This window comes from Rickettsia endosymbiont of Cardiosporidium cionae, from assembly GCF_015476335.1.
Lineage (GTDB): Bacteria > Pseudomonadota > Alphaproteobacteria > Rickettsiales > Rickettsiaceae > JADHZC01.
In genome coordinates, this window is the sequence record NZ_JADAQY010000008.1 from 1 (window position 1) to 9,642 (window position 9,642).

The window sequence follows — 9,642 nt, forward strand, 5'->3', positions numbered from 1 at the left end:
TGATACAGCGATTTGATTTTTGTTATTGATTAAATTTTTACAACCTAAAGTAATAGATTAGTTGTTATAGCGTGTTTTAACAATGATGATCTCTATCACATATGACATTTTACAGGCCAATTCAGATACTAAGCTGAAATGCTGTACAAGCAATACTATATGGATGTTGAATTTAGCATTCATATTATCTTTATCACTCTCTCACTATATAATTATCATGAAGTGCAGTACATTTTTTAAGATTTTTAGCCTTCTTTGAGTATGCATACATTTTTTATTACTTTAAAATTACTACCTCTGTAATTTTTTATAGATTAGTAGATAAGATAGCTGCGCTAGGAGTTATGATTATATAAATTCATCAATTAATTAGTTTAATAGTTACTTGACAAATTAACTTCTACACCATAAATTAGTTTTGTATTTTTATGTGGGAACTAGACTAGTTAGGCGGGTTAGTATGGTAAATGATAGCACTTTTTCTGATTTAGACTATGGAACTAATAGTTTAAATAACTCCACGCAAGGCACTTTGCTTGCAGCTGGGAATTTAGTTGGAGCTTCTTTTAACGAACATCAATGGGTTTGTAAGGAAGATACTCTATGGATTAAAATACCTGCGCATTCTGCGGGAGGGAATATTACTGTTGCTGATGTCAATTGCTTAAATGCAATAAAATTTGACAATAGTCGAAGCAATAGTGATCCTACCATTAGATTAATTTTTAAACCTGGAGAGGGTGATCCATCAAAAATTGGTCTATTCTCTGAAATCACATCAATACATGGTAATCGAGTCTCATTGGTCGTAGATGGCATTGAAGATTTACAATTAAGTAATGTAACGCTTAACAATGTAATGCTCAAAGCCAATGTTTCAGGGAAAGTATCAGTTGATTCTGTGCTAGTCTCCGACCATGAACCAGGGTCAATAATTCAGATGATAGGGGCAGCTATTCAAGTGCATAAATCATTTGATTTCCATAATGCGATTATAGAAGCAACAGATGAAAAGGGTAAAATATTAATTCATCCAGATGCGATCGTTACTCATACAGGTAAATTTTCAGTTCACGGTAAAGAATTTGATGTGCAAAGCAATATTGCAGGTGAAATGATGGGTGCAGGCTTGTTAGCAGAAACTGACAAGTTTAGTCTACGTAATGGTCAAATAACTGGACGTACTCTTAATATTACCTCTCATAATAGCAACAAAGATGTGGCTTATGAATTCTATAATAGCACGCTTAACATCTTTGATGATGGTGTCATAGATACGGGAGGTAATGGTTCACTACAATTTGAAAATAGCACCATTGCACATATGGGAGAATTTTATTTATACAGTAACACGATAACATTAGAGAATAGTGTTATTGATAATAAAAACTCAACCGACAGCACTTTATCTGCAGATGGTAATATAATTAACTTAGACAACGCATCTATTGCTGGGCATCATCTAACTCTCAAAGGCGCAATGTACGGTACGCCTAATCAGAATCAAGCAGTAGATATTCAAGGTAGCAATATTTCACATACAGGAAAATTAGCTATTTCAGGTTTTCAATTTTACTCAGGACGAAATAATTTTAACAGCAAAGCAAAAGATGCTACTACAAAAATTGAAGCAAAAATTACCACTATAATAGAGACAAATATCGATGGACAAGTTTTTGGTATAACATTTCCAACAGAAAGAAATGCAGATATAGTAAGGTTTGATAATTTTTTATATATAGCAATTCAAAATAGTAAACTTAATATTCAAGAAGATCTCTCATTACTAGGCAGAAGTGACCCTCATGTAACTAACAATGATATATTCATTTACAACAGCAGCATCTCATATGCAAGAAAGTTTAATTTATTAGGTGATACGATATATATACACCAGAATTCCAAATTAGTGAGTGAGACAGATAACAGCATTTTATCTGCAGATGGTAATATAATTAACTTAGACAACGCATCTATCGCTGGACATCATCTAACTCTCAAAGGATTGAATAATAAGCATGCCCAAGAAATATCAATACCTGATAATACTGATATTTCATATGCAGGAAATGTAGAGTTATTTGCTAAGAAGATAGAGACGGGCAAGAATTCCAAGGTGAGAGGTAACTCAATTAACGCCGAAGCAGAAACTTTTATCACACGTTTTAGCAGTATAACAACCACTGATTTAACCATTACTGGGCTAAGTGGTGCACGTGCTAAGTTAATCGCTCTTAGAAGCAGTGATGTGGATGTCATTCATTTTAACCTTGCAGCACAAAAAGTATTTTGGCAACGAGACAATATAGTAAAATATGTGATACAAGACCCAACATCTTATACAGACTATGAAAGCTCATGCCATTATGAGCGTGTTAGTGATCTTGGTGAAGTTGCTGGAGATAGCATGAAGACATCAGCGGGTATTAGTTTTTTGGGTGGACTATTATCAATAATCTGTCCACCCGTAGCCCCAATGGTAGCGGTGGCGACGATTGGCAGTGCTACAATATCTAGCACTGCTGGCGTAGCATACGCGGTTAGTAAATATCAAATATGTCATACCTATACCACATCAGTTTCCTCCATCAAGGAATCTTTTGATAATGCTCAAACTACGAGACCAACAGTAATACTGGCAGAAACAGTAACAATTGATGCAGATGAGCTCACTATTCATGCTAGTGATGCTCATATATTAGGACTATTTAATGCAACAAATAAATTAAAAGTAATAATTTTTCATGAAGTAGCAGAGCATAGATTTAAAGCAGAATTTGAGTACAAATATTATGAAGAAAATCATGGTAGACCTGATACTTATAACTATGAATATCATTCTAGCGCCTATGCTAAGCAACAAGATATTTACAATAATTTATTTTATAAAGGCACTAATGCCTTTGGCTGTAAGGGGCAAGATACTTTAATTTATGAGTATGATAAGGCCAAATGTTTGCAAATTTCAAATCCATCTTCAGATTTGCGTTTAACTAGATTTGAAGCTGGCAGAAGTATTGGTTCTATTGAAAAGTTTATCTACGGTGTAAACCCTGAAATGCTAAGAAAATTTGCCCAAGCAACACAACAACAACTTTATCTTAGTAGTTCTCACAACACGGCTTTAGTTAATACTGGAGGCTACCTTATTGTTCATACAGAAAATGCTGCAGAAAAAACATTATTGGCTAAAACTATAATGTCTCAAATATACGTTGTTGACAAAGAGATAACTCCAGCAGAACAACATAATTCAATTGTCAATGAAGAAACGCTTCAGACCTTGGAGGGAATACAATATCAACCACTAAAATTATTACCTGGGTCAGCAGAAAATAATAGTTCAGGAGTTCATACTTTATTTCAAAATAGACATGAAAGCATTACAGACTGTAAAAAAGGTACAATAACATTACTGCAAGATTTAGGCATTAATTCAGCAAAAGTGATGTTAATTTTTGCTTCTCCTTCTCTAGAAGCTCACATGTTAAAACTCACAACTCTAAATAAGACTGGTCATACTGATGCAGAATATGCAGACGAAATAGTACGCATTACAGCTGGCAAAAGAAAATGGTTTGAATTAGCGGAATGTGAGCATCTAGATCGACTCATAGAGAATGCAAAACAAGTTATCAACCAGTATCAGTTAGTTATTGGCAAACCATTAGAAGAAAAATATTTAGCAGCATTAAAAAAACCTTTTGTCTGGCCGATATATAAGTTAATTAGAAATGATAAAGCATTGGTATTAGAACTTTACTTAACAAGAAAAGCGCTTGAACACAGCGTTGCCCGTCAGGGTGGTAGCTTAGCAAGCCTTGGTTACTTAGATAATGTTTATATAGGAGAGGTAATAGGTGCAGGAGGAAAGTTACTAACTAGCGGCGGCAATCTTGTTATTGGGCATATGATCAGTGCTTCTAATGAGATAGAAGATGTAAGCAATAAAGGTCTTAATGTTACATTGGAGCATCCACCTTTCATCTTTGACACAGTTAAATGGGCAAAAAAAGTAAATTATATTGCAGCCAATCCTTTATTTAGAACGGTAATTAAGGGTACAGCAGAAGGTAAGATACGTATTATCAGTGAAGGTGATTTTAAAGCTGAAAATATTGCACTCATTGATGCAGTAGCCAAAATAAAGGGCAAGCTTGAAGCTGAAGGTATCATGATAGAGAATGTGGTAATTGATGCAGATGATGGCATATATACCATGCCAATACCACTATATAACAAGATAATTACATTTGCAAATAACGAAGAAACTACAGTTGAAACATTTGATCAAATACTAAATGAGTTTAAAGGAGATATTATTTTCATATCCCGTGATGAAATAAATATTCAAGGAGTTGATGCCAAAGATATAAATGCATTCAAAGCAAATGCCACTAAAGATATTGAAATTACAGCAGCAGTAACACAAATCATCACGAATAGTTATAAAAATGTCAAAGGATGGCTTAGTGAGAAAACTACGCGTAGTCACACTACAGAGATTGATCCACTGAAGCAACAATTTGGCAAAGAGGGTGGCAACGGAACGTTTGAGCTATACTCTGAAGAGGGAGGAATCAACGTAGTTGGTACAGAAGTAAAGTTAGCATCTGCTAACATGACTGCTAAAAAAGATGTTACCGTTGCAGCAGCAGTAAAACAAACATTTACTAGTTCTTCTGAAGAGAAACGAGGAATATTCAGCAGTGATAGCACTCACACTAGCAGTACAAGAATCGATCCCAAAAAACAACAATGGGGCAGTGACGGTAATTTAAACGATACGAGGAGTAAACTTACTATCTCTTCTAAAGAAGGCAATGTCACTTTTGTCGGGACAGAATTAGCATATTATGATTATGATATCACAGCTTCGCTTGGCGAAATCAACTTATTACCTGCTGAGAAGAGTTTCATTAACGAAATTGCGCACTCTCACACTGGTATTGATTTTGCTCTACGCGGCAATGTTTTTTCTTTAGCTAGTACAGTCAAAGAGATCACCAAAACCTCAGAAAAATCTTATGAACCGACTATTGTAAAAGCAGGAGGAGAGCTTTATATGTATGCGGGCAAGGGCTACGTACAATTAGCCAGCCGAGTAGAAGGTAATGAGGTTATTATTAAGTCTCCTGCAGGGTATGACATAAGGTCATTAAACAGTGAGAAGGTTAGAGTTTATGATATTGACGAGCATATGTATGGTATACATGGTGTTGCTAGTTTAGCCAAAGGTCAATTAACTGCGGGTGCAGGTGTATATGATCGCCACAGCACCACAACGCAATATGTTTCTGATGTAGACAAAGCCAGTATTAAAGCAAAAACTTTGACATTAGAAGGTGGTGTATTAAAGACTCAAGGGATTGATCTTGAATATGACGTAGGTATTTTTAATGTAATTAAACACATAGATGCACCAATATATAAGGTCGATAAGACAACTAGCGATACTAGTTTCTCAGGCGTAGGGCTGGTTATAGGGGTGAAATCGCCATTAGTAAGGTCAATAATAAATTCATTAGGTTTAGTAAAAGATTCACTAAATTTAATCGGTGATCTACTCGATGACGAGTCTACTAAAATAGGTAACACAGTAAGTGCTGCGAATGTTCTTTTTCGTGCTCATAAAAACCGTAATGATATTATCAATGCTATTAATGGTCCGATGGTACAAGCAGGTTGGTGGATTGATATTCAGAATGAGCAGAATAGCAACCATACTCGTACTGCAGTTCCTGAAGCAACTAGCATTTTAGGAATGTACACTATTCATAATGCAGAAGAGATTGATTTTACCTCAACGCGCTTTCAAGGTGTGGACTGGCAGGTTAATGCCAAGAAGTTAAGTTTGAAAACAGTCTATGCTGAAGCTGAAACTAGCATTGATGGACAAAATATAGATCTCAGTGCAGGAATGAATATAGCGTATAAGGCGCCAGTGACTGATATATATGTTTCTAATAACAAAGTAACACAAGGCAACAAGCAACCTATCCCTGCAATAATTAGTTTATCTGGTGTGTTCTCAGCAGAGGTGGATCTTTTGGTCAATGAAGGTGGGCAGATAACTGCAGATGATGTGCAGATTAATGCTAAGGACTTGATCATATCATCAGTTAAGACTCTGATGAAAGATGAGCAATATTCGTGGTTCTTAAGCAAAGATATACAAGCTTTGGGCAAAACAATCGTATCAGGTGATATGGGTGATTATATTGGCAAATTTGTTGATGGCATGGGTGCTAGGTTTGGCACAGGTGATATGGCATGGGTCAATGACATGGCATCAATCATCGGCAGAAAGAATGTTGATATTATCCTCTCAGGAGTTCTTGATATGACAGGGGCAATGATAGTAAATGCCAAAGTTGATGCAAGTGGCAAACTAACTGATGAGGGTCATTTAACCATTGAGTCAGCAAGGTTAATTCAGCAAGATATAGAAGGGTTTAATACAGGAATCACAACAGGATTTTCAGCCGCGCTAGATAGCACAACAAGACAAGCTAGGGATGCAACCGATGCGTCAAAGCACAATACAAAAACCCATGATGCGCTTGGTGTTGATTTTGCTTATAGAGACTTTACCCAAAAAACTAAATCCACAATAGGTCAAGGTTCAGTAGAAACTAACGGTCATGAGATAGGTGATGATACTCTTAACAGGCATATCAGTAATATGCAGTTTGACAAAGGGTTTGCAATCCCAGAGCTCAATGCACATCTTGCTAAGCGCCAAAAAATAACTATAAAAGAGCTAAAAGCAGCTCCGGCTAGATTCCTAGACGAGACTGTGCGCGCCTTCCAAGCAGCGGGTCGTCTCCTCACCTCCCCGGCAAAATGGTTCACCAAACAAGATAAACTAAACGACGCAGACCTCACTGAGGAAGATCTTAGTAAGACAGACCTCAGCGACGACGACGACACCCTCGTTGACGCAGACCTCAGCAACGACGACGCCTCCACTATCGAAGAGGAAAATCTCACTGAGGAAGAGCTCAAAGCACTTAAGAAGCTATTATATAAACAATGGTTAATAGAACAAGCTGAAGCTAACAAAAATCAGTGCAAGGTAGTAAAGGCAGAGCACTTCGACTATCTGATGAATCAAGATCAAACATCAGTCAAGAAATTAACCGTAATAATACAATGGGCTATGAAAAAAAGGCATATTCCTGGTCTTGATTCAGTATCTGAGGCTTATTTATTTTCGTCTGACAAAACAGAGAATGCTCTATATTATCCGGTAATAGAGAAAGTTATTGTACTCGATGGCAAAGAAGCAACCACTATATTTAATGTACCAGTGGAAACTAATGCACCAGGAGGACATGGAGCAGGGATATATCAACTTGATTCCAATAGTAAAAAAATAACAAATTTACCAAATGAAATATTAAACCAATTACAAATAAGTCAAAAAGTACAAGATATTATCGATGATATTAAAGGCGAATTAAAAACTTCTCTTAATCTTAGTCAATTATCATTCAAACAATTACCAGTAGAAATAGTAGATTATGTGTTTGGTATAGCTTTATCTAAAGAAGAAACAAAACAAGACATATTAACTAATAGGGAGCAACGTCAAAAAGATTTATCAGGTCGTTTGAATAGAGCTGCTGATATATCCAAAACGAGTCAAGAAGATTTAGAAAAATCATTTGAAAACTTAAATTCAGAAAACTTAAATTTAGAAGAGTTCGAAGGGCCTTTAACTAAAGAGACAAACGCATTTGCAGTAGCGTTTACACCTGTAGAAAAACTTTATATTTACCTTATATACGGTGCTGCACAAGGCTTCAATCATGCTGCAGAAATATTAAATGACCAAAATCATCCATTCTATAAAGCAATAGGTAATGCTTTTGACAACACCGTAAAAACCATTGGTAAAGGCTTAGTTACAACAGATAAAAAAATGTCTGATAAGTTTGGTAACGTTTATGAAATACCAAAAGAAAAAGTAATTGAAACAGCTAAGTTCGTAGATAAATTTTTAAAAGCCACCTCTTCTGAGCTAATATATGATTCAATAATAGGTTGGACCATAGGCAAAGTTGTAAGTATATTTTATAAAGGCGCTAAAATTACTCTTACAAAAACCTGGGATACTAGTAAGAAAACTTGGCACTATATTATCACAAACGAGCTGGATGATGTCTATACTGCTACAGGAACTGGAAAATCACCAACAAAGATAACCACCCCAGCACCTCAGACTAAGGTAACCACCCCAGCACCTCAGACTAAGGTAACCACCCCAGCACCTCAGACTAAGGTAACCACCCCAACACCTCAGACTAAGGTAACCACCCCAACACCTAACAGAGAGAATCTCAACCCAAACGTAGAGAATAATGCTAATACTGAAACAGCTGCAATAAGCACAGAGGCTGAGGCTACTCCAACAGTAAGCAAATACGCAGACGATCCTTATAGGCAAACAGTGGAAATTAAGGATAGTGTAAGAGCACCATTCAGAGAAGATCTTAATGTAATGCTGCAAAGCATTGAAAATCTAGAGCCAAAATTAAAGAGAAAAAGAATACATGAATTTATGAAAAATTATGAAGGTGTAAATTGGGACATTCCTATGGAAGCATTATACAAAATAGATGATAATTTGCTTAACCATGCAAAAATATCAGCTGCATCACCTGGTATAGGTGTTGAATTTAAGGTATATAATAATAAGAAGGTATATAATCCAAAAACAGGTGTACATGAATATGAAGTAATATGGAAAATCAGAATAGATAGAGGACAGCCAGGACGTACATTCTCTCTCTTTCCAGATTCTATACAACAAGTAGATCATGTGCATGTGATGCATAGAGGACGTCATGCTAATGTTAATGGTGGACATATATGGCCAGAGGCTTTAGAACAGATGAATAAAGAGTTAGGAGCAGCAGTAAGATCAGGTGATCTAATCCTAATAGAAAGAGCAAAACAAGCTTTGCTACAGAATGATGATCATTTTACTTTAAGTCAATGGCTAGAATGGGAAGGGCTTAAGGCAGAAATAAGAGTAGGAAAATACTAAACAAATGATGAAAAAGAAAAAAACAAGATTAAAGCGTCTTATAGCAAGAGAATTTGTAATTGAATGGCTAGCTGCTTTCATTGACGTTGAATGGCAAAGACAAAAATGGTGTATTGTTGAGAATGTTGGATACTATTATACTCTAGAACAAGTGCAATGTTACTTTTTTCATGCGCTGAAAATAGGAGATTTTATACATCATGGTGAACCTAAAGAGGCTACGGTATATGGCTCTATGTATATTGACAATTTTTTATACACAAGACAAGAGGCAGATTTATTTTATGATTGCTGCTTTGCTCTTGATGATTTTATAGAAAAAACTATGCAAGATTATTGGACTAAAGAAGAAGAACTTGGTAAAGAATCAGGTACCGGAGTACCAGATGAAGAATATTTTAATTCACCTTATTTACCGAAATTGATGGATGAATCTAAAAAATTACTAGAAGTGATGGTTTTTAATAATAGAAAATATGGTAATAAAAAATATCAATCAATAGAAGAAATAGATTGGAAAGGGGTAAGACACTTTGATGTACCTTTGATAGAATATTAAGGCAAATTTGTTGATGGCATGGGTGCTA

At 35.7% G+C, this 9,642-nt stretch carries 2 protein-coding genes; both read left to right on the forward strand.

Annotation, left to right across the window (positions count from 1 at the left end; translation table 11 throughout):
* Window positions 1–460: 460 nt before the first annotated feature.
* Window positions 461–9,055 (forward strand): hypothetical protein, encoded by an 8,595-nt coding sequence (locus IHI24_RS04440; RefSeq protein WP_194966861.1) that lies wholly within the window; start codon window positions 461–463, stop codon window positions 9,053–9,055.
* A 4-nt stretch (window positions 9,056–9,059) separates the two neighbouring features.
* Complete coding sequence (locus IHI24_RS04445; RefSeq protein ID WP_194966862.1) at window positions 9,060–9,614, forward strand: hypothetical protein; 555 nt, start codon at window positions 9,060–9,062, stop codon at window positions 9,612–9,614.
* The last annotated feature ends 28 nt before the right edge of the window (window positions 9,615–9,642 follow it).